Below are 25205 nucleotides of genomic sequence, written 5' to 3' on the forward strand. Positions count from 1 at the left end.
GGCGCGCCTTCCGGCAGGGACCGGAACCGGGCGCGTTCCGCGCGGCGCTCAGCCCGCGCGGAACGCGCCCCGCACCTTGGCGGCGGCGGTGACGATGTCGTCCAGGGCGCGGTCGTCGGCCATCAGAAGGTGCTGGCGGAGCCACACCACCGAGTCCTCCGCCGCCTCGGCCACCGGGCAGGACACCTCCCCGGTGTACGGGCGCAGCGCCCGCTCGCGCGACAGGGAGCGGTAGCCCGCGTCGAGCGGGACGCCCTCGGCCGCCATCGCGGCGACGAAGTCGGCCTTGGGCCGCCCGCCGAACGCCCGCGCGTCGTACCGCACCAGCCCGAGATGGCGGCTGTGCCGGGTGGTGCCGTCCGGACCGGGCAGCAGTTCCAGGCCCCCGACGGCGGCCAGCCCGCCCGCGAGCCGGGCGGCGGCCCGCTCGCGGGCGGCGAGCTGGCCGTCCAGCGCGCCGAGCTGGGGCAGCAGCACGGCGGCCTGGAACTCGGTCATCCGCAGGTTCCACCCCACCTCGGGGTGCTCGTACCAGCCGCCCTCCAGGCGGCGGCCGACGTTGTGCAGCGACCACACGCGTTCGTACACCGCGCGGTCGTCGGTCACGACGACCCCGCCCTCGCCCGCCGTCATCGCCTTGCTCGACTGGAAGCTGAAGCAGGCGGCGTCGCCGAGCGTCCCGGCCGGGCGGCCGCGCCAGGCGGCGCCGTGGGCCTGGGCGGCGTCCTCGACCACCGCCAGGCCGTGCGCCCGCGCCACCGCGCCCAGCGCGTCGGCGTCGGCGGGCGCCCCGGCCAGGTGCACCGGCATGACGGCCCGGGTGCGGGGCCCGGCGAGCCGGTCCACGGCGGCCGGGTCCAGGTGCAGGGTGCCGGGCGTGACGTCGGCGAGCACCGGGCGGGCGCCCGCCAGGACCACCGCCGTCGCGCTCGCCACGAAGGTGTAGGCCGGAACGATCACCTCGTCGTCGCGGCCGACCCCGAGGGCGCGCAGCGCCAGGAACAGCGCGACCGTCCCGTTGACCACGCACACCCCGTGCCGGGCGCCGACCGAGGCCGCGAACGCGCCGGCGAACTCCTCCACCCTCGTCCCGGCGGTCGCGCCCCACCGGCCGCCGTCCAGGACCTCCAGCAGCAGCGCGCGCTGCTCGTCGGTCGCGGGCGGCGGCCAGGCCGGCCACCCCTCGGTGCGCACGGGCGCGCCGCCGTCCAGGGCCAGGGTCATCGCGGTCCCTCCAGGAGCCGGGTCATGGTGCCGAACAGCAGCAGGTCGCGGTCGGCCGGGGCCAGCGGGGCCAGCACCACCCGGCCGAGACCGACGCGCAGGTCCAGGAACAGCGCGTCGGAGCCGAACACCACGCGGTCGGCGCCCACCTCGGCCACCAGCCGCGCCAGGTGCCGGGCGGTCATCCGCGACCCGCAGATCTCCAGCGTCACGTTCGGGTGGCGCCGGGCCACCCCGGCCGCGGCGGCGAACCCCGTGGGCCACAGCCCGGCGTGGCCCAGCAGCAGCCGCAGGGACGGGTGCCGCCCGGCGACCGCCGCGAACCGCGCCGGGTCCGACCAGGGGGAGCCGTGCTGGCCGTGCGACAGCACCAGGGCGCCGCGCTCGGCGGCCAGGGCGAGGGCGGGCGCGTAACCGGGCCCGTCCAGGGGGTGCTCGTGGGTGTCGGGGTGGAGCTTGACCCCGATCACCCCGGGCGCCTCCAGCAGCTCGGCCAGCCGCCCGGGGCCCTCCGGGTCGTGCGGGTCGTGGACGGCGTAGCCGAGCAGGCGCCCCGGATGCCGGGCCAGCTCCGCCAGCAGCAGGGCGTTGCCGGACCGCGCGTCCGGGCCCACGCCGAGCAGGTGCGAGACGCACATGGTGGCGACCCCGCAGCGGTCCATCACCCGCAGCAGGCCGTCGGTCGACGCGTCGGGGATCGCGAAGTTGAACCAGGAGCCGAGGTGCCCGTGGGCGTCGATGACGCGCCCGTGCCAGCCGCCGTCCACGTCAGTCCCTCCCATGCCGGTCCCTCCCCCGGCCCAGCAGGGCCCGCGCGTTGCCCCCGGCGATCAGCGCGACGTCGGCGGCGGGCAGGTCCAGCAGGTCGAGCTGGAACCGGGGCCCGGCGTCGTCGGTGACCGGCGACCCGGTCCCGAACAGCACCCGGTGCGCGCCGTACCGCCGGGCGACCCACTCCACGGCCAGGTGCCCGCTGAGCGTCGCGGTGTCGACCGCGATCCGGGGCCGGGCGTCCATCAGGTCGGCCAGCTCGCGCAGGCTCCGGTAGCCGGTGTTGACCAGCACGAGGGTCAGGCCGGGGACCTCGGCGGCCAGCCGGTCGATCTCGGCGGCGGGCGCCGAGTCCCAGCCGAGCAGCACCGCGGTGCCCCGGTCGGCCAGCTCGCGCGCCAGGGCCAGGCCGTGCGGGCCGGTCAGCGCGAAGCGGTGCGCGGCCGGGCACAGCCGCGCCAGGCCGCCGTGCGGCACGGCCGAGGGCGCGGTGCCCAGCGGTCCGGGCACCAGGACCGGGACCGGGACGAGCCGGTCCTCGTCCCGGGGCAGCGCCGCGTTGCCGGCGTCCGGGTCGTAGTGGAGCGCGTGCGAGTGGACGACGCAGGCCGCGTCGATGCCGAGCCGGTCCAGCTCGGCGAGCGTCCCGGCCGCGTCCCGGCCGGGGACCTCGTCGGTGGGCACCGGGCCGAGGATCCGGTTGACGTCGACGACGGTCACGACTTCAGCCCGGTCGTGGCGATGCTGTCGGTCAGGTAGCGCTGGAGCAGGCCGAACACCAGCAGGCTCGGCAGCACCGTGATCGTCGCGCCGGCCATGACCTGGTTGATCGGGACGTTCTCGCTCTGCAGCGTGGCGAGCCCGACCGTCAGCGTCCGCATCCGGTCGGACTGCCCCACCACCAGCGGCCACAGGAAGTCGTTCCAGTGCCACAGGAACACGAACACCCCGAGGGTGGCCAGCGCCGGGCGGACCAGCGGCAGCACGATCGTGGTGAAGATCCGCCACTCGGACGCGCCGTCGATCTCGGCGGCCTCGAACAGCTCGCCCGGAAGCTGCGCGATGAACTGCCGCATCAGGAAGACCGCCTGGGAGTTGGCCAGCGTCGGCACCACCAGCCCCCAGTAGGAGTCCACCCCGCCGAGCTCGGTCACCAGGATGTAGGTGGGGATGAGCGTGGCCTGGAACGGCACCATCAGCGTCGCCAGGAACGACCAGAACATCACCTCGCGCCCGGGGAAGCGCTTCTTGGCGAACGCGTAGCCGGCCATCGCCGCGAACAGCAGGATCAGCACCACCGACAGCAGCGAGTACACCAGCGAGTTGACCGTCCACCGCACGATATCGGAGCCGGCCAGCACGTCGGCGAAGTTGTCCCAGGTGATCCGGGTCGGCACGAACGCGTCGGGGAACGTGCGCCCGCCCGGCGGCGCGAAGGCCACCAGCACCATCGCCACGAACGGCGTGATCGTCACCAGCGCGGTGAGCAGCAGCAGCGTCGGCAGCGTGAGCCGGGCCACCGGGCCGCGCCGGCGGCCCCGGGCCCGCCCGGGCGCGCGCGGCGTCCGCGTCATCGTCGCCATCAGTCCTCCCGCCCCACGAAACGGCGCTGCACGAGCGAGATGACCAGCACGATCGCGAACAGCACCAGGCCGATCGCGCTCGCGTAGCCGAAGTCGAAGAACTTGAAGCCCGAGTCGTACAGCAGATAGACCAGCGAGTAGCTGGAACGCACCGGCCCGCCCCCCGTCATCACGTACATCGCGTCGAAGACCTGGAACGCGGCGATGGTCTCGATCACCAGCACGAAGAACAGCACCGGCCGCAGCAGCGGCAGGGTGACGTACCGGAACCGCTGCCACGCCGAGGCGCCGTCGATCTCGGCGGCCTCGGTGTAGGAGCGCGGGATGGACTGCAGCCCGGCCAGCAGGATCAGCATCGAGTAGCCGAAGCCCTTCCACGCCGAGGTCGCCGCGATCGACGGCAGCACCAGCCCGGACTGGCCGAGGAAGTCCACCGGGCCGAGCGACAGCGGCTTCAGCAGCCCGTTCAGCAGGCCGTCCTCGGCGTCGTAGATCCACTTCCAGATCACCGCGGCCAGCACGATGCTGGTCACGTACGGCAGGAAGAACACCCCGCGGAAGAAGCCGCGCGCCCACACCACCTGGTGCAGCAGCAGGGCGGTCCCCAGCGACAGCAGCACCGTCAGCGGCACGAACACCGCCACGTAGGTGAGGGTGACGACCAGGCTCCGGTGGAACAGGTCGTCCCCGGCCAGCCTGGTGTAGTTGTCGGCGCCGACGAACGACCACTCGCCGTTCAGCCGGTAGTCGGTCAGCGACAGCAGGAACGCGCCCGCGGCCGGCACGAACCGGAACACCACGAACAGCAGCAGCATCGGGGCGACGAACAGCAGCCCGGCGCGCGCCTGCCGCGCCCGCCTGCCGGGGGTCCGCCGCGCGGGGGGCCGCTCCGCCCGCCGCTCCGGCGTCTTCCGCACGGGTGGGGACAGCGTCACCGGCACCTCCAAGAAGGGCGGGGTGCGGGCCGCGGCGGACGGCCCGCACCCGATGGTCGGAACGAGGTCAGCGCTGCCGGGCCAGCAGGTCGTCGGCCTGCTTCGCGGCGTCGTCCAGGGCCTGCTTGGGCGTCTTCTTGCCGGTCAGGGCGGCCTGGATCTCCGCGGCGAGCAGCGACATGATCTGGCGGGCCGCGGCGTTGGGCTCGCCCGGGTAGGCGTGCTTCAGCGCCTCGGTGAACCTGGCCGTGTGCTTGTCACCGGCCGGCGGGGCGACGTCGGTGCGCGGGGACAGGAACCCCGACGCCTTGGTCAGGCTGGTGATCCGCTCGGGCTGGATCATGAACCGGACGAACTTCTCGGCGCCGGCCTTGTTCGTGGAGCGGGAGTTGAGGCCGAGCCCGCCGGGCAGGCCGAACCCGACCTGCCGCCTGCCCTGCAACGGCAGGCCCACGATGACGTTCTCCTCGCCCCACGCCTTGGCGGCGGTCGCGGCGTCGGCGGGGACGTTGGTGAAGCCCATCGCCGCCTGCTGCTTGCCGAGGGCCTGGTCGGCCACCACGTTCTTGTTGGTGAGCGCGCTCTTGGGTACAGCGCCGCTGTTGTAGAGCTCGGTCAGGAAGGTGAGGGCCTCCACGCCCTCCGGCCCGTTGAACGCGGCCTTCTTGCCGTCGGCCGAGAAGACCGTGCCCCCGGCCTGCCACAGCAGCGGGTAGAAGTTCAGGTTCAGGGTGGCCTCGGGAGAGGCCGAGTAGTCCAGGACGGCCGCGCCGGCCCGCTTGAGCTTGGGCGCCGCCGCCCTGATCTCGTCCCAGGTCCGCGGCGGGGTCGTGACGCCCGCCTTGTCCAGGAGCTTCTTGTTGTAGAGGGTGCTGGTGACCGTGTGGTAGATCGGGGCGGCGTAGAGCTTCCCGTCGACGCTGAGCGCCTTGACCGCGCCCGGCAGGTAGGCCGTCCTGGCGTCGCCGACGGCCGCGTCGACCGGGGCGAGCGTGCCGTTGCGCACGTACTGGGGCACCTGGTCGGGGCCGAGCAGCACCAGGTCGGGGCCCTTGCCGCCGGCCAGGGCGGTGGCGACCTTCTGGTCCCGGTTGTCCCACGGCTGGAGCTCGATCTTGACGTCGACGCCGGCGTTGGCCGCCTCGAAGTCCTTCTCGACCTGCTTCCAGTACGCGTCGCCGGCCCGCTGGTCGGCGATCACCGGGTACATCCAGACGGTGACGCTCCCCGACGAGCCCCCGGAGTCGCCGCAGGCGGCGGTGAGGGCGGCGACCGCCGTGAGCGCGGTGAGCGGTGCCATGATGCGATGGATGATCTTCATTGGAGCCCTTAGTCCAGGAGGGGGTGGGTCGGGCGGACGTCGCGGGCAATAACGGCCTAGGCCGAAACTAGCCGCCGAGGTTTTTGACTGTCAATGCTTGGGGTCGACCCGGTACAGGCCCGCGCCGTCGGAGAGGAACAGGCGGCCGTCGCCCGTCACCGCCAGCCGCCGGTGCCGGTGCTCCAGCCACGGCCCGGGAGTCCGCCGTGACCTGGGGTCGATCCGGAAGATCTTGTTTCCGTCGAGGCCGGCGTACAGCACCCGGCCGGACCTGACCAGGTCACCGCCGGTCGTGCCGGTGCCGAGGACCAGCCGCCGCACGACCGTGCCCCGCCGGAGGTCCACGGCGAAAACGGTCCGTCCGGCGATGCCCCACAGCTTTCGGTCGGGGCCGATGACGACCGAGCCGACGGTGCCCGCGCCGGGCACCGGCACGGTCTCCCAGAGCTTGCGGCCCCGGACGACGTCCCAGGCGAAGACCGTGCCCTCCTTGCGGGTCGGCGGCGTGGTGGACAGCCCGCCGGTGATCGACGTGCCGCCGTAGACGACGTTCCTGTGCGCGGCCAGCGCGAACACGCTCTGGTCCCGCACCACGTTCCGCATCACCCGCGACCGCCCGGTGCGCGGGTCGTGCACGACCAGGGCGCCGCCGAGCCGGTCGCCCTCGGGGACCGTGCCCACGGCGATCCGGCCGTCCACCTCGGCCAGCGCCCGCGCGCGCATCTGCTCGTGGGGCTTGAGGTTGACCACCAGCCGCGGGTTGTCGGCGGAGCCGGGCGGTCCGGGGGAGTACTCGGGGCTGCTCCAGGGCAGCGCGGGGTCGTGGGAGTACAGGCGGGCCTCCGGGTAGGCGCCGATCCAGACCTTGCCGGTGGAGCTCTCCAGGACCGATTCCACCTGCGAGAACCGGTGGAAGTCCGCCCTGCCCGAGTCCGGGTCGACCACCGCCAGGCCGCCGTTGAGGAAGCCGCCCGCGTAGACGTCGTCCCGCCCGCCGGCGAGCGACATGATCTCGATGGGCTCCCGCCGCACGTCCGTGGGCAGGATCGCGTGCTTGCCGGTCCGCGGGTTGTACCGGAACATCTCGCCGCGCCACAGCGTCCCCACGACGCTGCGGCCCGGATAGTCCGGCAGCCCCAGCTCGGCCCAGCCGATCGAGCGCGCGTTCTGCACCCGCCCGGTGAAGGTCAGGCCGGTGCCGGTGAGCCGCCGCGTCTCCGGGTCGTAGCGTTTCAGCTCGCTCTTCTGGATCAGGTGGACCTCGCCGTCCTCGCCGGCGGGAGCGACGTCCAGGCCGTGCGCGTCGGGGATCTCGTCCACCCACCGGCCCTCGGCCAGGTCGTAGACGAACATCGGGCTGGGGAACGCGCTGCCGATGCGCGCGTACAGGCGCCCGCCGCGCTCGTTGAGGTCGTAGACCACCTTGTTGTCGATGCCGCCGAGGCCGGGCGGGGCGGGCAGCTCCCTGGCCGTCCCGGTCGCCACGTCCAGCTCGGCGATGCGCGCCTGGGCGTAGGAGCCGGTGTACACCTTGCCACCGGCGTAGGCGATGCTCTTGACGTACCCCTGGCCCGGGACGGGCTGGCCGTAGTCGCGCACGCGGCCGGTCCCGGGTTCGTAGCGGAAGACCCGGCCGCCCGGCGAGGTGCCGCCGTAGACGTTGCCGTCCGGGTCGGTGGTGAGCCGCCAGACATGCGGCTGGCCCGCCAGCGGCTGGCCGAGGTCCTCGACCGTGTCACCGGCGCCCGGACGCCAGCGGTAGAGGCGGCCGCCGCCGTAGGTGCCGGCGTAGACCGAGCCGTCCGGGGCGGCCGTCACCGCCCAGCCGCCCTCGGCCCCCGGCAGCGGCGCGGTGACCAGGCGGGCGCCGGTGGCGGGGTCGACGGCGTTCAGGTGGGCGGGCTTGCCGGTGGAGACGTTCCAGAGGGCGGGCCGCCCGCCGGGGCCGGGCGCGACCGTCCCGCCGATCAGCAGGACGTCGCTGAGCGGGACGCCGAGCGGCACCGCGACGGGCCGTCCGGCGGGCGGCGGGGCGGCCGCCACGGCGCCGGCGCCGGCCAGGGGGATGAGGGCGACGACGCCGAGCACGGCGGCCACCAGTATGCGGGCAGGGGACAACGGGACCTCCCTGAGTGACCGTTACGGTCTCGGCCGAAAGTGAACGCCTCTCGTCCCCGTCCGTCAACCCTTCGCCCTCCGGCGGCGGACAAAGGTGTTTCTCGGTCTTTCGCCCTCTTTCGGTCTTGACCGTTAGTGCTCGATGTTGTTATCAAGGGGCACCCCTGAGAGGCGAGGAGCCGATCGATGAGACGAGTCAGAGCACTGCTCGCGGCGGTGCTGCTGGTGTCCGGCCCGGTCGTGGCCGTCGCGCCGCCGGCGGCCGCGGCGACCTTCCGGCAGCTTCCGACGCTGCCGCTCAGCAGCGTCACCACCCCCGGCGGCGCCGTGGTGCACCGCGACGGCGTCGCCTACCTGTACACGGTGTCCACGGTCTCGGCGGGCAGCGCGCTGTTCTCGGTCATCGACACCCGCGACGGGTCCCGCGAGTACGAGCTCCCGCTGCCCGGGGCGCTGGGGACCTGGGCGGTGACCGCCGGGGCCGACGGCACCGCCTTCATCGGCAGCTACTCCGCGGGCAAGGCGTTCCGCTGGACGTGGGGCGCGGCCTCGGTCACCGACCTCGGCACCCCGCTGGCGGGGCAGACGTTCATCTGGGCCGTCGCCCCCGACGGCGCCGGGCGCTTCTACGGCGGCACCTCGCCGGGCGGCCGCCTGTTCCGCCACGACCCCGCCACCGGCGCGAACCGCGACTACGGCCAGCTCGTGCCGGGCGAGCAGTACGTCCGCTCACTGGACACCGGCCCCGACGGCACCGTCTACGCGGGCGTCGGCCCGCACGCCCACGTCGTCGCCGTGAACCCGGAGACCGGCGCCAAGCGCGAGCTGCCCCTGCCCGCCGGCCTGGACACCGACCAGTACGCCTACGACGTGCGCGTGGTCGGGCGGTACCTCGCCGTCCGCTTCGCCGCGTCGGCCGCGACCGGTGAGGTGTGGCTCCACGACCTGGCCCGGCGCCGGTGGACCCACCACGTCCCCGGGGTGACGGGCATCGGCCTGGTCGCGCACGGCAACCGCCTCCACCTCGTCCGGGGCGGCGACGTGACCGCCGTCGACGTCCACACCGGCGCCACCCGGGTGCTCGCCCGCGTCGAGTCGGCCTCGCTGCTCCACCTGGTCGGCCGCGTCGGCGACGACGAGCTGCTGGTGAAGGCCAACACCGGCGGCGGGCTGTGGCGCGTGAACACCCGGACCGGCGGCGTCGCGGCGCTCCGGGCCGAGCTGTCGGAGCAGCCGACCGCCGTCCAGTCGCTGGCCCCCGGGCCGGACGGGAAGATCTACGGCAGCGGCTTCCTGTCCGGCGGGCTGGCCTCCTACGACCCCGCCACCGGCGCCGTCACCGGGCACAGGGGCGTCGGCCAGATGGAGGGCATGGTCACCGTCGGCGGCAAGCTCTACCTCGGCGAGTACCCCAGGGCGCAGATCCACGAGTACGACCCGGCGCTGCCCTGGAACCCGGGCGTCAACCCCCGCAGGATCATGGACCTGTCCGGGCAGCGGCAGGACCGGCCGTTCGCGATGGCCGACGCCGGGGGAGTGCTCGCCGTCGGCACCGTGCCCTCCTCGGGGGTCGTCGGCGGCGTGCTGGCCCTGTACGACCCGAGGACCGGCACCTCCCGGGTGCTCAAGGACGTCGTGCCCACCCACAGCGTCGTCGGGCTGGCCCACCACGACGGCGTGGTCTACGGGGCCACCTCGGTGTGGGGCGGCAGCGGCACCGAGCCCAGCGAACGCGACGCCAAGCTCGTCGCCGTGGACGTCGCGACCGGAGCGGTGCGCTACACCGCCGTCCCGGTGCCGGGCGAGCGGGCCGTCAGCGGACTGACCGTGGACGACAAGGGCCACGTGTGGGGCTTCTCCACCTGCACCGTGTTCGAGTTCGACCCGGTGGCCCGCAAGACCCTGCGCACCGCCAAGTACTGCGACTACCCGTGGGACAGCGTGAACCACGTGTGGCGCGACGCCCAGCTCTTCTTCGACCCCGCCGACGGCCACCTGTACGGCAAGGCCCAGGCCAAGGTGTTCAGGATCGATCGCGGCACCCTCGCCTACACCCAGCTCGTCCGCCCGATCTCGATCCTGACCCGCGCCCCGTCCGGCGACCTCTACATGGCGCGCGAATCCAACTTCTACCTCTGGCGGAAGTGACGCGGTCCCGCGCCACCGGCCGGGGCGGAGGGCGGGGCCGCCGGTGTCAGCGGCCCTTGCCCTTGCCGGTGGTGGGGCGGGAGCGGCGGCGGGTGCGGCGGAGGCGGGCCCGGCGCTTGCGGTGGTAGGCGGCGCGGTCCAGTTTCTTGTCGGCCATACGGCATGGTGCGTTCCGCCCCGCCGCGCCGCACAGGGGTGTGACCGCTTCCGGTCCGCTACTTCAGGCGGAGGGGGAGGGCGTCCAGGCTGCGGATGCGGAAGCTGGGACGCCAGGACAGCTCCTCGTCGGGGCGGGCCAGGCGCAGGCCGGGGAAGCGGTCCAGCAGGTGCCGGAACGCGATCTCCGCCTCCAGCCGGGCCAGCCGCGCCCCCACGCAGAAGTGGATGCCGTGGCCGAACGCCAGATGCCCGCCCGCGTCGCGGGTGACGTCCAGGCGGTCGGGGTCGGGGAAGCGGGCCGGGTCGCGGTTGGCGGCCGGGAGGGCGACGTGGACGAACGTGTCCGGCGGGATCTCGACGCCCTCGATCGTCACGGGCTCGGCGGTGTAGCGGAGCGTCGCCAGGTTCACCGGGCCGTCGTAGCGCAGGAACTCCTCGACCGCCGACGGGATCAGCGAGGGCGTGGCGCGCAGCAGCTCGAACTGGTCGGGGGCGCGCAGCAGCGCGAGGGTGCCGTTGGCGATGAGGTTGACGGTGGTCTCGTGGCCCGCGACCAGCAGCAGGAACGCCATCGACGTCAGCTCCGGCTCCGAGAGCCGGTCGTCCTCGTCGCGGGCCCGGACCAGCGCCGACAGCATGTCCTCGGCCGGGTGGGCGCGCTTGTCCTGCACCAGCGCGGTCAGGTAGTCGGCCATCGAACGGGCGGCGTGGGCGCGGTCGGCCTGCGGCGCGGTCGACAGCAGCGTCGCCGTCCACTCCCGGAAGCCGGAGCGGTCGGAGAACGGCACGCCCAGCAGCTCGCAGATCACCGTGATCGGCAGCGGCTCGGCGAAGGCGGCGACCAGGTCGGTCTCGGCGTCGCCGGACAGCTCGTCCAGCAGCCGCGCGGTGACCTCCTCCAGGCGGGGCCGCATCGCCTCCACGGCGCGGACGGTGAACGCCTTGTTGACCAGGCGGCGCAGCCGGGTGTGGTCGGGCGGGTCGGCGACCAGCATGTTCGACGTCAGCCTCCCGCCGACCTGCGGCTCGCGGTCTCCCTGGCGCGCCAGCAGCGCGTTCACCCGCTCGGCCGACTTGCTCAGCCGGGGGTCGGCCAAAGCCTCGCGCGCGGGCCCGTAGCCGGTGACCATCCAGCCGGTCAGGTTGTGCTCGGAGACGACCGGGTGGACGCCGCCCCGGTCGCGCAGTTCGCGGTACAGGGCGTGCGGGTCGGTGAAGAAGGCGTCACCCAGGTGGACGGGCCGTTCGCGCATCGGTTCTCTCCCCTGTCGAGTGATCTGATCGTCTCCCGGCCTCGCGGGAGGCTCAACGGGTGCGGCGCAGGTTCCGCAGCGCCAGCGCGCACACCCCGCACACCGCGCCCCACAGCACGTTGACGAGGAACACCGGGACGATCGCGATCGGCGTGGCCGGCGGCCCCTGGAGCTCCCCGTGCACGAGCGGGGACAGGGCCGCGCTGAGCGCGATCGAGGCGAGGGCGTAGACCGCCCCGGCGGCGACCAGCGTCAGGACCGGTTCGCGGCCGCGGCCGAACCCCGCGACCAGGATCCACACCAGGGAGATCGCGGCGGTGAGGAGCAGGGGGGTGGCGGGCCTGCCGAGCGCGTCGCTCCACCCGGCGATCGAGAAGACCGGGCGCACCAGCGCGACCGTCCCGAGGGCGATCGCGAGGGGCCAGTCCAGACGTCCGCGGAGGGACCGTTCGTCGGTTGCGCGCATGCCCCCAGCATCGTCGGCGCACCCCCGCCCTGTGATCGGCCTGCGGCACCGGATCGCGGTACCGCACCGGTCGCACCCCGACCCCCGCCCTACGCCAGGGGATGTAGGGGCGGCGGCCTCCCGCCACGCGCGTACACCCCGGGGAGACGTCCCGCGGCGCGCCGCCGCCGGACGTCAGCGGGCCAGCACCGCCCGCGCCGCGTTGTGCCCGGGGACCCCGCTGACGCCGCCGCCGCGCCGCGCGCCCGCCCCGCACAGCAGCACGCGCGGGTGCGCGGTCTCCACGCCCCAGCGCCCGCGCTCGGCCGGGTCCTCGGCGAACGGCCAGGTCAGGTCGCGGTGGAAGATGTGGCCGCCCGGCAGGCCCGCCTCCTCCAGGTCGAGGGGCGTCTTCACCTCCAGGCACGGGGTGCCGTCGGGCGCGCGCAGCAGGCAGTCCCCGATCGGCTCGGCCAGCACCGAGTCCAGCGAGGCGAGCGTCGCGCGCAGCGCCTCCGCGCGGGCCCCGTCCGGGTCGGCGCGGAACAGCCGCGCGGGCATGTGCAGCCCGAACAGCGTGAGCGTGTGCGCGCCCGCCGCCCGCAGGTCCGGTCCGAGGATCGTCGGGTCGGTCAGCGAGTGGCAGTAGAGCTCGGCGGGCGGCAGCGCGGGAACGCGCCCGGCCGCCGCCTCCGCGTGCGCGGCCGCGAGCCGGGCGGCGGACTCGTTGACATGGAACGTCCCGCCGAACGCCTCCTCCGGCGCCACCTTCGCGTCCCGCAGCCGGGGCAGCCGCGCCAGCACCATGTTCACCTTCAGCTGCGAGCCCTCGGGCGGCGCGGGCGCCTCCTCGCCGAGCAGCCGGGCCAGCGTCGCGGGCGGCACGTTCGCCAGGACGTGCCGCGCGCCGACGGCGTGCTCGGCGCCGTCCGCGTCCCGGAACGTCACCTCGCCGCCCGGGTCGATCGCCACGACCTCCATGCCGGTCCGCAGCTCGGCCCCCGCCGCGCGGGCCGCGTCCGCGAGCGCGCCGGTCACCGCGCCCATGCCGCCGACCGGCACCTTCCAGTCCCCGGTGCCGTCGCCGATCACGTGGTAGAGCAGGCAGCGGTTGGCCGGCAGGTCCGGGTCGTCCGGATCGGCGAACGTGCCGATCAGCGCGTCGGTGAGCACGACGCCGCGCACCAGGTCGTCGCCGAACCGTTCGGCCACCACCTCCCCGACCGGCCGCTCGAACAGGTCCCGCCACGCCTCCGCGTCCCCGACGAGGTCCCGCAGCTCACCGCGGTCCCGCAGCGGCTCCAGCAGCGTCGGCGCCACCCGCCGCGCGACGTGCGCGGTCATCGCGTAGAAGCGCCGCCACGCCGCGAAGGCGTCCTCGCCGCCGGTCACCGAGGCGAACGAGGCGGCCGTGCGCGCCGGATCGCCGTCGTCGACCAGCAGCCCCGTCGCCCCGGACGGCGTGTAGGACGCGTACCGGCGCCGCCGCAGCTCCACGCCCAGCCCGAGGTCCCGCACGATCCGCGAGGGCAGCAGGCTGACCAGGTAGGAGTAGCGCGACACCCGCGCGTCCACGCCGGGGAACACCCGCGCCGACACCGCGAGCCCGCCCAGGTGCCCGAGCCGCTCCAGCACCAGCACCCGGCGCCCGGCACGGGCGAGGTACCCGGCCGCGACCAGCCCGTTGTGCCCACCGCCCACGATCACCACGTCGTACACGGCCCCAGCAGACCACACCGCGTCCGATCGATCTACCCCTCGCCGAACGCCCGCGCGACGGCCAGGCTGTCCTCGTAGACGTGGTGCCGGGTGACGAGGCCGCGCTCGACCGTGAGGTGCAGGGCGAACCGGGCGCGGTAGGCGCGTCCGGTGGACCGGGCGGTCTGGCGGATCTCGCCGAGCACGACCGCCTCGTCCCCGTCGACGAGGACGCGCTCGACCTCGGTGGCCACCTCCTCGGGCACGTGGTGGTCGGCGAGCTCCCGGTAGTGGGCGGCGGCGTCGGCGCGGGTGGAGCGGTGGCGGATCCACGGGGTGGCGGCGCGGCCGTGCTCGTCCTCGGGCCAGTTCAGCTTCCAGTCCGCCGGGTCGGCGTACAGCTCGGCGACGCGTTCGGGGTCGCCCTCGCCGATCCGGCGCAGCAGTTCCTCCACCACCGCCCGCGTGGTCGTGGATGCCGTCGTGGGCATGGCGCGTCCTCCCGGTCCCGGACCGCGCCGTGGTGGCGCGGAAGGACGCCCATCCTGGCGGGCGCGGACGGCCGGGGACGATTACCCCGCGGGTAGGGCCCGCGCCGGCGGCGTTCCCCGGCGGGACGTCAGAAGCGCGGCACGGGCGGGGTGTCGGGGGTCAGCAGGTACCCGCCCAGGGCCAGCGACCCGAGGGCGACCGCGAAGAACAGCAGCACCCAGGTCAGGCCCGGAACGCCGGTCAGGTGCGCGAGCTGGTCGGCGTCGGAGGTCGGGGCCATCCGCCGGGACCGCATCCGCTGGAGCTCCACCACCGGGCGGGTGCCCGCCAGCAGCAGGAACGACGCGGCCAGGTAGGCGAACGCCGCCTGGAGCGTCGGCCCGGCGAACCACGACACCGCGAACACGGTCCCGCCGGTGACGACCAGCGACAGGATCCCGTAGGCGTTGCGGATCATCACGAGCATCCCGCCGAGCAGCAGCAGCGACAGCCACAGCAGCAGCGTGATCCGCCCGAACGCCAGCAGCACCGCGAACAGCAGCCCCAGCAGCGGCGGCGTCGCGTACCCGGCCAGCGCGGTGAACACCATGCCCGGCCCGTGCGGCTTGCCGCGCGAGACGGTGACCCCCGAGGTGTCGGAGTGCAGCTTGATCCCGGTGAGGCGGCGGCCGGTCAGCAGCGCCACCAGCGCGTGCCCGCCCTCGTGCGCGATCGTCACCACGTTGCGGGCGACCCGCCAGGTCGGGGTGTGCAGCACGGCGGCGAGCGCGGCCAGCCCGACCAGGATCACCAGCCACCACGGCGGGTCGGGCTGCGCCCCGGTCAGTCGTTCCCACATGCCGCCCACGTTCGCCGCGTCCACGTTCACCCCGGTCCTTCGAGTCGAGAGGTCACAGACTAGGACGTGGCGCGTGACGTTCGCGTTCGGCCCGCGCCGCACGCCGCGCGTATTGGACCTCAGGTCCAGTGACGGGCGTCACCATGACAGTGATGATCGCCTTCTGCCATGCTGAACGCCGTTCTACTCGTCAGTGATCGCTGACTGGTCATCTCTGGGAGCGTTCGTTGTTCGGATATCGCGCGGCCGCCGTCCTGGCCCTCGCCGCGACGGCCGGGACGGCGGCCGTCGCCGTTCCGCCCGCCGCCGTCGCCCGGGCCGGGGCGCCCTACGACTACCGGGAGATCTCCATCCCGAGCGTCGACGGCGTGAGGCTGGACGGCAACGTCTTCGTGCCCCGCGCCAAGGGCCCGCACCCGGCGATCGTGTTCATCTCCAGCTGGAGCCTGGAGGACCACGAGTACATCGCCCAGGCCGCCAAGTTCGCCGCCAAGGGCTACATCGTCCTCAGCTACACCGCGCGCGGGTTCTTCAACTCCGGCGGCGGCATCGACGTGGCCGGGCCGAAGGACGCCGCCGACGGCTCCAGGGCCATCGACTGGCTGCTCGCGCACACCCCGGTGGATCGTTCCAGGATCGGGTTCGCGGGCATCTCCTACGGCTCGGGCATCAGCCAGATCGTCGCCGCGCGCGACAGGCGCGTCTCCGCCGTCGTCGCCATGGACACCTGGGGCGACCTGGTCGAGTCGCTGTACGCCAACGAGACCCGCCACATGGGCGCCTACACCCTGCTGGCGCTGTCCGGCCGCCTCACCGGGCGGCTCAGCCCGGAGACCGAGCGGATCATGAACGACTTCGGCGCCAACCGGAACGTTCCCGAACTGGTCAGATGGGGGAAGGTGCGCTCGCCCGGCGCCTACCGCGACCGGCTCAACGCCCGCCGCGTCCCCATCCTGATCAGCAACGCCTACGGCGAGACGCTGTTCGCCCCCAACCAGCTCCTGCGGCACTTCGCCGGGCTCACCGGCCCCCGCCGCCTCAACCTGTCGATCGGCGACCACGCCACCGCCCACCTCACCGGCCTGCTCGGCCTGGACGGCCGCACCTGGAACGACGCCCACCGCTGGTTCGACCGCCACCTGCGCGGCGTCGCCAACGGCATCGACCGCGAGCCGCCGATCGCCTCCGAGACCGCCTGGACCCGCCGGATCGAGACCTACCGCGACGTCGCGGCCATGACCCGGCGCGTCGAACGCCTCGGCCTCGGCGCCCCCGGCGCCACCGCCCGGGGCGACGGGACCCTCGGCGCCCTCGCCCCGGCGGGCTGGGCCCGCACCCTGCGCACCGGCCGCGACAGCGGCGCCAACGCCGGGATCGTCATCGTCAGCGGCGGGCTCCAGACGTTCGGCCTCCCCAACGCCATGCCCGAACGCCTCGTCTCCCGCCGCGCCGCCGCCGTCTGGTCCACCCCCGTCCTCACCGCCACGCGCAGGCTGCGCGGCGTGCCCCGCCTCGACCTGACCGTCACCCCGTCCCGCCGCACCGGGACGCTCGTGTCCTACCTGTACGACGTGGACGCGCGCGGCACCGCCCGGCTGATCACCAACGAGGCCCACAGCCTGCTGCGCGGCACCCCCGGCAGGCCCCACAAGATCACCGTGAACCTCCAGGCCACCGCCTACGACGTGCCCGCCGGACACCGCCTGATGCTCGTCCTGGACACCAGGGACCCGATCTACGCCGACGCCGGGACCCCCGGCGGCGCGCTCACCGTCCGGGCCCCCTCCACCCTGGACCTGCCGCTCGGCTGACCGCCACCGTCACCCCCGGGACACCGGGGGTGACCCATGTCACGCAACCGCCGTCCCGTCCCGCCAGTCTCAGGGTTCGCCGGGCGGATCACGGACGCCCCCGTTATGTTGGGGGTTCCGTACGACGCATTAGGGTGCACTTCGCGCATACCCTGCTGATCCGTTCGTGCAGGGCCGCGGGCCGAACGTTTCACGCAGGACGCCGCGGCCGGAACGACGGACAGAGTCCGGGCGGACACCCCCCGCTCCCGCCGGGAGCACGTCGCGCCCGGCGGCGGAGACGGGAAGGTGACGGGACCTTGGGTGCTCGACGACCCCGCCCGCGGGTGCCGCACCCGCGCGCCCTGCTGAGCCGGGACCGGACCACCGGGCAGATCGCCGTCGGCCTGGTCGGCGCGCTGCTGGTGTCGGCCCTGGTCTACGGCGTCGGCATGGCCAGCGCCCAGTACAAGATCTCTGATGTCGGGTCCTGGCTGACCGCCACCGCCAAGGGCATGGTCGTGCACGTCAACGGCCTGTCCGGCAAGGTCGACGGCAAGACCGACCTGCCCGGCACCCGCGGCCACAAGATCAGGATCGTGCAGGACGGCCGGACCGTGCTGCTGGTCGACGACACCACCGGCGTCGTCAGCCGCATCGACCCGTCCCAGCTCAAGGTCGAGCAGAGCCGCAGGCTGGGCGTCGGCCTCCAGATCGTCGCGGGCGCGGGCACCGCCTACAGCGTGGACCGGTACAAGGGCACCGTCCAGCAGATCGACCCGTTCACCCTCGCCACCGTCGGGCAGCCCGCCGCGCTGCGCCCGCCGCTCGGCCGCGCCGCCCTCGACCAGCGCGGCACCCTGTGGGTCCCGGCCGCCGGGGAGGGCCGCCTGGTCCCGTTCCAGGGCGGCCGCCAGGGGCAGCCCGTCGAGATCGCCGGGCCCAGCACCGCGCTCGGCCTGTCGATCGTCGCGGGCATGCCGGTGGCCGTCGACTCCGCCAACGCCGCCGCCGTCGTCGTCCGCCCCGAGGGCGCCCAGAAGGTGAAGCTGCCCGGCACCGTCACCCAGACGGCCGCCGCCGGGGGCGTGCGGCTGCCCGCCGTCGCCGACAGCCTGACCGTCCCGCTGCTGGGCCGCGGCGGCGAACTCACCCTGCTCGACACCAGCACCGGCGGCTACACCTCGGTCGCGCTGCGGGCCTCCCGGCACACCCTGGGCGAGCCCCAGATCCTCGGCTCCAAGGTCTACATCCCCGACGAGACGGCGGGCTCGCTGCTGGTCTACGACTCGGCCACCCGCCGCATGGAGCCCCACATCCCGGTCTCCGGCCGCCCCGGGCCCCTGGACGTGTTCGTCAAGGACGGCCTGCTGTGGGCCAACGACCCGAACGGCGACAAGGCCCTGTCGATCGACTCCAGCGGCTCCCGCAAGCCCATCCGCAAGTACGAGGACAAGGTCCCCGGCGGCCCGCGCAAGCCCCTCCCCGACGACCGGGGCGGCAACGGCGGCAACCCCGGCGGCGACGGCGGGAACGGCGGCGGTAACGACCCCGTCCGCCCGCCGCGCATGAAGCCCAACGACCCGCCGCTCCCGCCGCAGATCGAGGCGAGCGGCGAGGGCGGGAAGATCACGGTCGCGTTCACGCCGAGCCAGTACCAGCGGATCCGGCCGGAGCAGTACGTGCTGCGCAGCCGCCCCGTCCTGCCGGGCCAGCCCCCGGTCCCGGCGGAGGGCCCGTACGGCTTCCAGATCGACGGCCTGAAGTGCGGCAAGATCTACGCGTTCCAGGTGGGCGTCGTCTACACCGACCCCCGGACGCACCGGAAGCGGACCCGCTGGTCGCCGGTCGACAGCACGCCCGCCTGCGCCGTCCCCGGCGCACCGGAGGGGCTGAGCGCGCAGTCCGGCGACGGCTTCATCAACGTGTCGTTCAACGAGGGCGCACAGACCGAAGGGGTGAAGGACTACGTCCTCACCGACGACTCGGGCAAGCCGGTGGCCGGAGTGCCCCCGGTCGCGCCGGGGCGCGGGAGCGGGACGTTCCGGAATACCGGGCTGTCCTGTGACCTGGAGTACACCTACCGGGTCGCGGCCAGGCCCAAGTCCCCCACCGCCGAACGCGCCCTGTCCACGGAGAACGTCACCAAGCGCCCCTGCAACCCGCCCGCCGCGCCCGTGTCGGGGCTGGCCGCCGACGGCGTCAACAAGGGGGCCAACCTCAACTGGAACGCGGCGCGAGGCCGCGGGATCACCTACATGGTGGAGTGGCCCGGAGGCGGCGCCCCGACCGCCGCGACCTCGTACAGCATCGCCAACGCGCTGGCCAACAACACCACGCACCGGATCACGGTGACGCCGAAGAACGGAGCGGGCACCGGCCCGGCGGCGAGCGTGACCGCGAACCTCGCCTACGTGCGGTCCTCCCACCAGAACAAGGCCAACAACCAGACGAACACGATCGTCCGCCCCGGCCCGAAGAAGGAGGGCCAGGCCGGTTCCATCCCGAGGGGCGAGTACCGCTCGCTCACCCTGATCTGCCAGGTGTACGGCCAGTCGGTCACCGAGGAAGAGACCGGCGAGACCAGCAACGTCTGGAACCGGATCGAGTGGCAGGGCCGTATCGGCTACCTGAGCGTGACCCTCATGGAGGGGCCGCGCGCGCCCGGCGGGAAGACGTTCGAATGCGCCGACTGATCGCGAGTTCACGCCACACGGGGGAGCACGACCGTGACCGATAACCCGGCCGCCCACCGCGCGGCGAACCACGCGCCGAACCACGCGGCCGTGGACGCCGACGCGCTCGCCGCGCGCTTCGCGCAGATGTTCGCCGCGCTGGCGCAGAACATCGAGCGCGTCATCCGCGGCAAGCGCGAGAAGATCGACCTGGCGCTGGTCTGCCTGCTCAGCGAGGGCCATCTGCTGGTCGAGGACGTGCCCGGCGTCGGCAAGACGACCCTGGCCCGCGCCCTGTCGGCGTCGGTGGAGGCGCAGTGGGCGCGCGTCCAGTTCACGCCGGACCTGCTGCCCAGCGACATCACTGGGGTGTCGATCTTCAACCAGGCGCAGAACGCGTTCGAGTTCCACTCCGGTCCGATCTTCGCGAACCTGGTGGTCGCCGACGAGATCAACCGCGGCTCGCCCAAGACCCAGTCGGCGCTGCTGGAGGTCATGGAGGAGCGGCGGGTCACCGTCGAGGGCACCGCGCACCCGGTGCCGCGCCCGTTCATGGTGATCGCGACGCAGAACCCCGTCGACATGGACGGCACCTACCCGCTGCCGGAGGCCCAGCTCGACCGGTTCCTGATGCGGATCTCCATGGGCTACCCCGACCATCAGGCCGAGGTGGCGGTGCTGGCGGGGATGCCGACCGGGCGGATGCTGGACCGGCTGCCGCCGGTCGCGGGCCGCGAGGACGTCGCCCGGATGATCGAGTTCGCGTCGCGGCTGCACGTGGCCGGGCCGCTGTACGACTACGTGGTGCGGGTCGTGGCCGCGACCCGCGAGCACCCCGACCTGCGGCTGGGCGCCAGCCCCCGGGCCAGCCTGGCGCTGCTGCGCGCCGCGCGGGTCCGCGCCGCCGCGGCGGGGCGGTCCTTCCTGGTGCCCGAGGACGTCAAGGCCCTGGCCGTGCCCGTGATCGCGCACCGGCTGATCGTCACGCCGGAGGCCGAGCTGCGCGGCCGGACCGGCGCGGACGTGGTGAACGACGTGCTGGCGCAGGTGCCCACGCCGCAGGCCGCCGCGGTCTGAGCGGGCGCGGGCTGAGCAGGGGGGGTCCGGGGTGCTGACACCGCTCGGATGGGGGACGGCGGCCGGGTCGGCGGCGCTGTACGCGCTGGGCTGGTGGCTCGGCTACCCCGAGCCCGCCGTGCTGGCGCTGGCGGGCCTGGTCGCCGTGGCCGTGGCGCTGGCGTGGACGCTGCCGCGCCCGAAGCTGGAGGTCCGCCGGGAGATCGCGCCGGTGAGGGTGGCGCGCGGCGAGCCCGCCGTGGGCGTGCTGCACGTCACCAACGCCGGGCGCGGCATCCGCTCCGGGCTGTCGGCACGGGACGCCGCCGGGGCCACGGCGGTCGCGGTGGACGTCCCCCGGCTGCGGCCGGGCGGCCGCCGCACCGTCACCTACCGGCTGCCCACCGACCGGCGCGGGCGGATCCCGGTGGGGCCGCTGCGGCTGGTGCGCGCCGACCCGTTGCAGCTCGCGCGGCGCGTCCGCGAGTACGGAACGCCGCGGACGCTGCTGGTGCGGCCCCGGACCGTGGACCTGTCGCTGCTGCCGTCCGGCCGCGCCTACCACCTGGACGGCCCGACCAGCGACCGGTCCCCGGCCGGGACGACCACGTTCCACGCGCTGCGCGAGTACGTCGTCGGCGACGAGATGCGGCACGTCCACTGGAAGTCCTCGGCCCGCACCGGGACGCTCATGGTGCGGCAGCTCGTGGACGCCAGCCTGCCGACCACGACCCTCGTGCTGGAGGCCCGCCCGGACGCCTGGCGCGACCCCGACGACTTCGAGCTGGCCGTGGACGCGGCGGCGTCGGTCGCCGTCGCCGCCGCCCGCGCCAACTTCCCCGTCCGCGTCCTCACCGGCTCCGGGCCCGTCGCCGACACGCGCGGCGGCCCCGACGACGTGGAGGAGCTGCTGGACCGGCTGACCGGCGTGGCCCTCGCCGACGGCCCGAACACGGTCGTGGACGCCGCCCGGCGGGTCCGCGCCGGGGGCTCCCTCGTGGTGATCGTGCAGGACGGGGCCGAGCTGGGGCGGATCGCGGCCGTGCGGAGCCGGTTCGACCGGCTGGTGGTGCTGCGCGTGCGACCCGGCGCGCCCGCCTCGGCCCCGCCCGGCGTGCTGCTGGCCGACGTGCCCGACCTGGACACCCTGGCCGCCGTGTGGCCGCGACTGGGGAGGGGCCGGTGAACCGGCGGTACCTGGCGCTGCCGGTCACCGCGCTGCTCGCGGCGGTGGCGGGGCTGGCGTTCCAGCGGGTGTTCGGGCTCGGGCCGGTGCTGCCGGTCGCGGGCGTCGCGGCGGTCGTGCCCACGGTGCTGTCGGCGGCGCTGTCGGGTCCCCGGAACAAGGGGGTCCGGCCGCTGTGGATCTCGCTGGTGCTGACCGTGGCGGCGTGGTCCGGAACGGTCGCGGTGACCGTGCTGCGGCCCACGCTGGCCGACGGGACGTTTCCGGCGGCGCTGCGGGAGGGGCTGCTCGGCTCGTGGAAATCGATCCTGACCACGCTGCTGCCCGCCCCCGCCCGGCCCGAGCTCCTGGTGCTGGTGCACGTGCTGGTGTGGCTGGCGGCGTTCGCGTCGGCGGAGCTGGCGCTGCGGACCGGGCTGCGCGCCGCGCCCGGCCTGCCGCCGCTGGCGGTGTTCGGCGTGGCGCTGCTGCTGGGCGTGGACGGTCCCGGCTCCACCCTGCCGCTGGCCGCCGGGACCGTCGTGCTGCTGGTCGTGCTGGTGGCGCTGCGCGCCGACCAGGGCTGGCGGCCCCTGGCCCTCGGACTGCCGGTCGCGGCGGCGCTGGGGACGATGGCGTGGCTGGCCGCGCCGCTGGTGCCGGTCAGCGCCGAGCCCTACAACCCGCGCGAGCAGGTGCAGGCCCCGCCGCCGCAGCGCCGCGACAGCGTCAGCCCCCTGGACCGGGTCGGCGGGTGGCTGCTCAGCCCCGACCAGGTCATGTTCACCGCGCGGGGCGGGAACGCGGGGGAGTGGCGGCTGGTGGCGCTCGCCCGCTTCGACGGGGTGACCTGGACCTCGACGGCGAGGTTCGCGCCGACCGGCCGCAGCGTCCCCGAGGACGGCACCGTCGTGGAACGCCGCGACCTCGACCAGACCATCACCGTCGGGGACCTGCCGGGCGTGTGGCTGCCCGCCGCCGACCGGCCCCGCCAGATCGACGGCGTCACCGTCGTCGTGGACCCCGCCAGCGGGGTGGCCGCCGCCGCCCAGCCGCTCCGGCGGGGCCAGACCTACCGGGTGCGGTCGCGGGTGCCGCGCTGGAACGCCGACGACCTCGCCGCCGCGTCCCTGGCCACCGACCCCGAGGCCCGCGCCGCCACCGAGCTGCCGTGGGGGCCGGGCGCGACACGGGAGCCGGTGCAGGTCGCCGAGTTCCGGCGGTTCGCCGAGCGGGCCACCGAGGGCGCGGCGTCGCCGTTCCAGCAGGCCGCCCGGCTGGCGATGCACCTGCGCCGGTACGCCAGGTACAGCGTCACCGCGCCGCCCGGCCACGGCTACCGGCAGCTCGACTACTTCCTCGGCGAGGGCCGTGCCGGGACGCCCGAGCACTTCGCGACCGCCTACGCCGTGCTGGCCCGCACGCTGGGCCTGCCCACCCGGATCAGGGTCGGGTTCCGGGGCGGCCTCCCGGCCGACGGCGGCGTGCGGGTGCGGTCCGGCGACGTGATGGTGTGGCCGGAGGTGAAGTTCGAGGAGATCGGCTGGGTGCCGTTCAACCCCACGCCCGACCGGGCCGGGAAGACCCGGCGGAACGACGCCGTCGCCTCCGGCGAGACACGGGAACTGGAGGAGGCCCAGAAGAACGCCGCCTCCGCCAAACGCGGCAACGGCCCCGGCGCGACCGACCAGGTCCCGCCGCCCGCGCCGAAACGGACCGCCGCGGACGAGCCGCTGCCCTGGTGGGTGTACGCGGCCGCCGCGGGCGGACTGCCGGCCGCCGGGTACGTGCTGGCCGTTCTGGCCGCTCCCGCGCTGCGGCGGCGACGGCGGCGTTCGGGCACCCCCGCCCAGCGCGTCGCCGGGGCCTGGCACCAGGCCCTCGACCACCTCGCCGACGTCGGCCTGACCACCGCCCGCACCCTCACCGCGCACGAGGTCGCCGGGTTCGGTGCCCGGCACCTGGGGGAGGCCGCGCGACGGCACCTCCAGCCGCTCGCGGACCTGGTCAACCGGACCCGGTTCGGCGCGGGCGAGCCCGACCCGCGCGCCGCCGACCGGGCGTGGGAGCACAGCGACGAGGTGGGGCGCCTGGTGACCGCGAAGGCGGGGCGGGCGCGGCGGCTGGGCCGCCGCCTGCACCCCCGGTCACTGCGGCGCGGCGCGCCCTGACACCCGGCCCTGCGGCGGGCACCACGAGGAGTGGAACCCGTCGTAGGGCCACCTCCCGCGGACCGCCCCGGCGGCGTAGGCGCTCTGCAGGAACCCCAGCAGCGTGGCGCGCGGGTCGCCGGACGCCCGGACCACGTCCCAGTCGAGCCGCGCCTGGTGGGTCGGGCCGGTCGCCGCCCACGCGGCCGGTTCGGGGCTGAGCGGCATCGTGGTCAGGTCCGCGGGCTCGGGGTGGGTGTAGGAGTAGAACCCCGCCCTCGGATGGGCCGCGTCGCCCGGCCACCACCCGAAACTGATCACCTCGTGGCTGTAGGCCTCGGCCGCCACCGGGTCCCCGCCGCCGGCCGGGGCGGGCCGCCCCGAGAACCGCGCGGTGGCCAGGTCGAAGCTGTGCCAGAACAGCTGCACCGGGCTGGCCTTGCCGTTGAACCATCCCCGGAACTCCCGGAACACCTCGTCCACCCACACCAGCGCCCGCCGGAACGCCTCGATCCGCGCGCGGTCGTAGGAGCGGTGCTCGACGTCGTCGGGGAACGGCGTGGTCATCGGCACCCCGTACGGCCTCTCCCTGATCCTGACGTCGATCCCGAGCTCCCGCAGCATCGTCAGCAGGCCGTGGTGGACGTCGGCGACCGTCAGCCCGTCCCGCAGCGGGACCGCGTCCTCCCGCTGCTCGGTGTGCACCACCAGCCGGTGGTACACCAGGTCGAACGAGATCCGGAACCGCACCCCGTCGTGGGTCATCGGGCCGGTGGAGTAGCCGCGCTCGGTCACCTGGAACGTGGTGTGCCACCAGTGGTTGCGGGGCGGCGCGGACGCCAGCTGGATCTTCCCCACGATCTGGGTCCACAGGTGCAGGGTGTCCTTGGTGTCCGCCCACTCGGGGTACGGCAGGTCCGGAAGGGTGGCGTCCATGCCCCGGTTCCTTCCCGCGCCCGGTGGTCCCGGACCTGGTTGGCGAGGATTTTGCGGTCGGGCGGTGCGGCCCGGACGGCGGGGGAGGGAGGATGGCGCGGCCGGACCCGCTCGGAGGACGCCATGCCGCACACCGCGGGTCGTGCCCGTCGAGGTCGGCGACTCCCTCGCCGACGGCCTGGTCGGCAACCTCGAACCCGGCTGCGTCACCCCCGGCGTGCTGCGCGGCCACGTCGACCTGGTCGCCGTCACCGACGCCGAGATCCGCGCCGCCCTGCGCGCCCTGTTCACCGCGCACGGCCTGGTCGCCGAGGGGGCCGGGGCGGCGGCCCTGGCCGCGCTGCTGGCCGGGAAGATCGAGGTCACCGGGCGGGTCGTGGCCGTGCTGTCGGGCCGCAACATCACCGCCCCGGCGTACGCGGAGGCACTGACCCGCGACTGAGCCCGG

Annotated in this window: 20 protein-coding genes; 7 read left to right on the forward strand and 13 right to left on the reverse strand. The window is 74.8% G+C overall.

Annotation, left to right across the window (positions count from 1 at the left end; translation table 11 throughout):
- Window positions 1-48: 48 nt before the first annotated feature.
- The 7 genes from HNR61_RS37340 to HNR61_RS37370 form a co-directional block, all read right to left on the reverse strand.
- On the reverse strand, window positions 49-1224 hold the full coding sequence (locus HNR61_RS37340; protein WP_182847846.1) for a DegT/DnrJ/EryC1/StrS family aminotransferase: 1176 nt from the start codon (window positions 1222-1224) through the stop codon (window positions 49-51).
- Window positions 1221-2006 (reverse strand): amidohydrolase family protein, encoded by a 786-nt coding sequence (locus HNR61_RS37345; RefSeq protein WP_220510256.1) that lies wholly within the window; start codon window positions 2004-2006, stop codon window positions 1221-1223. Before HNR61_RS37345 ends, HNR61_RS37340 begins: the two co-directional genes overlap by 4 nt.
- Window positions 1993-2715, reverse strand: a complete 723-nt coding sequence (locus tag HNR61_RS37350; RefSeq protein ID WP_182847847.1) for an amidohydrolase family protein — start codon at window positions 2713-2715, stop codon at window positions 1993-1995. Before HNR61_RS37350 ends, HNR61_RS37345 begins: the two co-directional genes overlap by 14 nt.
- On the reverse strand, window positions 2712-3578 hold the full coding sequence (locus HNR61_RS37355; protein ID WP_182847848.1) for a carbohydrate ABC transporter permease: 867 nt from the start codon (window positions 3576-3578) through the stop codon (window positions 2712-2714). Before HNR61_RS37355 ends, HNR61_RS37350 begins: the two co-directional genes overlap by 4 nt.
- On the reverse strand, window positions 3578-4513 hold the full coding sequence (locus tag HNR61_RS37360) for a carbohydrate ABC transporter permease (protein ID WP_312898292.1): 936 nt from the start codon (window positions 4511-4513) through the stop codon (window positions 3578-3580). The genes HNR61_RS37355 and HNR61_RS37360 overlap by 1 nt, the downstream gene beginning before the upstream one ends.
- Before the next feature lie 67 nt (window positions 4514-4580).
- Complete coding sequence (locus HNR61_RS37365; protein ID WP_246444623.1) at window positions 4581-5813, reverse strand: extracellular solute-binding protein; 1233 nt, start codon at window positions 5811-5813, stop codon at window positions 4581-4583.
- Window positions 5814-5924: 111 nt separating this feature from the next.
- Window positions 5925-7952 carry a ligand-binding sensor domain-containing protein gene (locus tag HNR61_RS37370; RefSeq protein ID WP_182847850.1) on the reverse strand — a complete coding sequence of 676 codons (2028 nt, stop codon included), beginning with the start codon at window positions 7950-7952 and terminating at the stop codon, window positions 5925-5927.
- A 186-nt stretch (window positions 7953-8138) separates the two neighbouring features.
- Here HNR61_RS37370 and HNR61_RS37375 point away from each other — a divergent pair, with 186 nt between their 5' ends.
- Window positions 8139-10100 (forward strand): NHL repeat-containing protein, encoded by a 1962-nt coding sequence (locus HNR61_RS37375; RefSeq protein ID WP_182847851.1) that lies wholly within the window; start codon window positions 8139-8141, stop codon window positions 10098-10100.
- Between the two features lie 215 nt (window positions 10101-10315).
- On the opposite strand, the gene HNR61_RS37380 is transcribed toward HNR61_RS37375, so the two are convergent.
- From HNR61_RS37380 to HNR61_RS37400, 5 genes are all read right to left on the reverse strand, one after another.
- Complete coding sequence (locus HNR61_RS37380) at window positions 10316-11512, reverse strand: cytochrome P450 family protein (protein ID WP_182847852.1); 1197 nt, start codon at window positions 11510-11512, stop codon at window positions 10316-10318.
- A gap of 52 nt (window positions 11513-11564) precedes the next feature.
- On the reverse strand, window positions 11565-11978 hold the full coding sequence (locus tag HNR61_RS37385) for a hypothetical protein (protein ID WP_182847853.1): 414 nt from the start codon (window positions 11976-11978) through the stop codon (window positions 11565-11567).
- A 174-nt stretch (window positions 11979-12152) separates the two neighbouring features.
- Window positions 12153-13676 (reverse strand): phytoene desaturase family protein, encoded by a 1524-nt coding sequence (locus tag HNR61_RS37390; protein ID WP_182847854.1) that lies wholly within the window; start codon window positions 13674-13676, stop codon window positions 12153-12155.
- 32 nt (window positions 13677-13708) lie between these two features.
- On the reverse strand, window positions 13709-14146 hold the full coding sequence (locus tag HNR61_RS37395) for a nuclear transport factor 2 family protein (RefSeq protein WP_182847855.1): 438 nt from the start codon (window positions 14144-14146) through the stop codon (window positions 13709-13711).
- Between the two features lie 128 nt (window positions 14147-14274).
- Window positions 14275-14985, reverse strand: coding sequence for a M50 family metallopeptidase (locus HNR61_RS37400; RefSeq protein ID WP_067821802.1), 711 nt, complete (start codon window positions 14983-14985; stop codon window positions 14275-14277).
- 227 nt (window positions 14986-15212) lie between these two features.
- On the opposite strand from HNR61_RS37400, the gene HNR61_RS49595 reads away from it, so the two are divergent.
- The 5 genes from HNR61_RS49595 (at window position 15213) to HNR61_RS37425 (ending at window position 23842) form a co-directional block, all read left to right on the forward strand.
- Window positions 15213-16796, forward strand: coding sequence for a CocE/NonD family hydrolase (locus HNR61_RS49595; protein ID WP_182847856.1), 1584 nt, complete (start codon window positions 15213-15215; stop codon window positions 16794-16796).
- Window positions 16797-17095: 299 nt separating this feature from the next.
- Entirely contained in the window at window positions 17096-19471 is a 2376-nt protein-coding gene (locus HNR61_RS37410; RefSeq protein ID WP_182847857.1) for a hypothetical protein, read from the forward strand.
- 33 nt (window positions 19472-19504) lie between these two features.
- Window positions 19505-20527 (forward strand): AAA family ATPase, encoded by a 1023-nt coding sequence (locus HNR61_RS37415; protein ID WP_312898293.1) that lies wholly within the window; start codon window positions 19505-19507, stop codon window positions 20525-20527.
- A gap of 31 nt (window positions 20528-20558) precedes the next feature.
- Window positions 20559-21692 carry a DUF58 domain-containing protein gene (locus HNR61_RS37420; RefSeq protein WP_182847858.1) on the forward strand — a complete coding sequence of 378 codons (1134 nt, stop codon included), beginning with the start codon at window positions 20559-20561 and terminating at the stop codon, window positions 21690-21692.
- Window positions 21689-23842 carry a transglutaminase TgpA family protein gene (locus HNR61_RS37425; RefSeq protein WP_182847859.1) on the forward strand — a complete coding sequence of 718 codons (2154 nt, stop codon included), beginning with the start codon at window positions 21689-21691 and terminating at the stop codon, window positions 23840-23842. Before HNR61_RS37420 ends, HNR61_RS37425 begins: the two co-directional genes overlap by 4 nt.
- Here the strand turns inward: HNR61_RS37425 and HNR61_RS37430 are convergent.
- Window positions 23819-24757, reverse strand: coding sequence for a DUF5996 family protein (locus tag HNR61_RS37430; protein ID WP_182847860.1), 939 nt, complete (start codon window positions 24755-24757; stop codon window positions 23819-23821). The two genes, HNR61_RS37425 and HNR61_RS37430, sit on opposite strands and share 24 nt — an antisense overlap.
- Here HNR61_RS37430 and HNR61_RS37435 point away from each other — a divergent pair.
- The gene (locus HNR61_RS37435) at window positions 24756-25199 is read left to right on the forward strand and encodes a pyridoxal-phosphate dependent enzyme (RefSeq protein ID WP_182847861.1); all 444 of its coding nucleotides are present in this window, start codon (window positions 24756-24758) and stop codon (window positions 25197-25199) included. The two genes, HNR61_RS37430 and HNR61_RS37435, sit on opposite strands and share 2 nt — an antisense overlap.
- Window positions 25200-25205: the final 6 nt, after the last annotated feature.

This window comes from Actinomadura kijaniata, from assembly GCF_014138665.1.
In the GTDB taxonomy this organism is placed as follows: Bacteria; Actinomycetota; Actinomycetes; order Streptosporangiales; family Streptosporangiaceae; genus Spirillospora; species Spirillospora kijaniata.